Origin of the sequence: Flavobacterium sp. (genome assembly GCF_003525665.1) — a bacterium.
Lineage (GTDB): Bacteria > Bacteroidota > Bacteroidia > Flavobacteriales > Flavobacteriaceae > Flavobacterium.
In genome coordinates this window covers 9,201-11,224 of the sequence record NZ_DQDX01000071.1, presented here as the reverse complement: position 1 = coordinate 11,224, position 2,024 = coordinate 9,201, and the positions used below count along the sequence as shown (strand labels likewise).

Here is a 2,024-nt window from a genome sequence, read left to right as displayed (position 1 = left end):
AAAATTGTATCGAGAACCCATGAAAAAATGACTTATCGTAAACCAAGTTCTCGATACATTTTTAATAAAATAGCTCGGTCGCAATTTTATAAAAAACACTCGAAGTGACGACTGGATAAATCAGAACTATAAGAAAGAAACACAGATTAAAGAAATTTTAAAAATTTATATAATTTCTCCAATCTGTGTTCAAAGAAAACTATGTTTTATAATACAAAGCGAAGCATCTTTTACTCACAAAATAAATCTATGTTTCTATGTGGTTAAAAAACTTTTGTGCCTTTTGTGATAAAAAATTCTTATTTTTATCAAAACTTTACCCATGAAAAAAATACTTTACTTTTTATTATTAGCTACAACATTTGCAACAGCACAAGACAAAAAAGACATTAATACAATGTTAGACAAGTGGCACAAAGCCGCAGCCGATGTTCAGTTTGACAACTACTTTAGCTACTTAACTGACGATTCTATGTACATTGGAACTGATGCTACAGAAAACTGGAACAAAACCCAATTTAAAGCCTTTGCAAAACCTTATTTCGATAAAGGTAGCGCATGGAGTTTCACCGCATTAGAACGAAATATCTATTTTTCTAAAGACGGAAAAACAGCTTGGTTCGATGAATTATTGAATACTCAAATGAAAATCTGTCGTGGTTCGGGTGTTTTGGTAAAAGTCAAAAACTCTTGGAAAATCAAACATTACGTGTTATCAATGACCGTTCCCAACGATAACTCTGATGAAGTTACAAAAATAAAAGCGCCTATTGAAGACGCTTTAATTAGTAAATTGAAGAAGTAATCAGTCGCAGTTTTCAGTTTTCAGTTTTCAGTTATAGCTGAATACTGCGACTGTAAACTGAAAACTATTTTTTAAGATTCTCCAACATCACTTTTGTCATCGAATCCATTTCAAAATCGTGTTTCCAACCCCAATCTTTTCTGGCGCTAGAATCGTCTATTGAAGCAGGCCAACTGTCGGCAATCTTCTGACGGAAATCGGGTTTGTATGAAATCGTAAAATCAGGAATGTGCTTTTTAATTTCGTCGGCAATTTCGGCTGGAGTAAAACTAATTCCGGACAAATTGTACGAAGAGCGAATCTTTACATCATCGGCATTGGCTTGCATAATTTCTACCGTTGCTCTAATGGCATCGTCCATGTACATCATTGGCAACTTCGTTTCTTCTGATAAAAAACATTCAAAAGTTCCGTTTTCTAATGCTTTGTGGTAAATATCTACAGCATAATCAGTCGTTCCGCCACCAGGTTCGGTTGTCCAACTTATCAAACCAGGATAACGAATACTTCGCACGTCGACACCGTATTGCTGATGGTAATATTCACACCATCTTTCACCAGTTTGTTTAGAAATTCCGTACACTGTAGAAGGTTCCATTATGGTATATTGTGGCGTATTGTCTCTTGGCGTTGTTGGTCCGAAAACCGCTATACTTGAAGGCCAAAATATCTTTTTTATCTTTCCGGCTTTCGCCAAATTCAATACATGAAATAACGAATTCATATTTAAATCCCATGCAAAAGCTGGATTTTTCTCAGCCGTAGCCGATAATAATGCCGCCATTAAATAGACATCTGTAATTTGATATTTCTCAATTAAATGCTCAATCTGATTGTAATCTAAAGCATTTACAACTTCAAATATTCCGTTGTTTACAATATCACTGTTTAGTTTTCTAATATCAGAAGCGATAACATTGTCGTTACCATAAATGCTTCTTAGCTTTGTAGTTAGCTCGGTTCCTATTTGGCCACAGGCACCAATAATTAATATTTTAGTAGTCATAGTTTGTTTGTTTGTGATACAAAGATAACGTTTTCGGAAGAAATTTATTCGAATTCAAAAATGCAAGCAATACAATTAACAAACAAATTTGAAAATCAATCAGCTAACGTCCAACATTTATAAAACCTTTCACAAAATCTCAAAACTAAACCAGTACTTTTGTATTTTTGTAATCCAAATGCAAATCGCACTATGAAATCGCCATTAACAACA

2 protein-coding genes are annotated in these 2,024 nt (G+C 34.0%); one reads left to right on the top strand and one right to left on the bottom strand.

Features of this window, described 5'->3' with window-relative positions; translation table 11 throughout:
- Positions 1-322: 322 nt before the first annotated feature.
- Complete coding sequence (locus DIU01_RS05015) at positions 323-805, top strand: nuclear transport factor 2 family protein (protein WP_290832145.1); 483 nt, start codon at positions 323-325, stop codon at positions 803-805.
- Positions 806-869: 64 nt separating this feature from the next.
- Here the strand turns inward: DIU01_RS05015 and DIU01_RS05010 are convergent, their stop codons facing one another.
- Positions 870-1,811 (bottom strand): L-threonine 3-dehydrogenase, encoded by a 942-nt coding sequence (locus DIU01_RS05010; RefSeq protein ID WP_290832144.1) that lies wholly within the window; start codon positions 1,809-1,811, stop codon positions 870-872.
- Positions 1,812-2,024 lie beyond the last annotated feature (213 nt).

What these genes read in the sequence shown, in the direction of transcription:
- DIU01_RS05010 (WP_290832144.1), bottom strand. Translation starts at nt 1,811, where the DNA reads ATGACTACTAAAATATTAATTATTGGTGCCTGTGGCCAAATAGGAACC.
- DIU01_RS05015 (WP_290832145.1), top strand. Translation starts at nt 323, where the DNA reads ATGAAAAAAATACTTTACTTTTTATTATTAGCTACAACATTTGCAACA.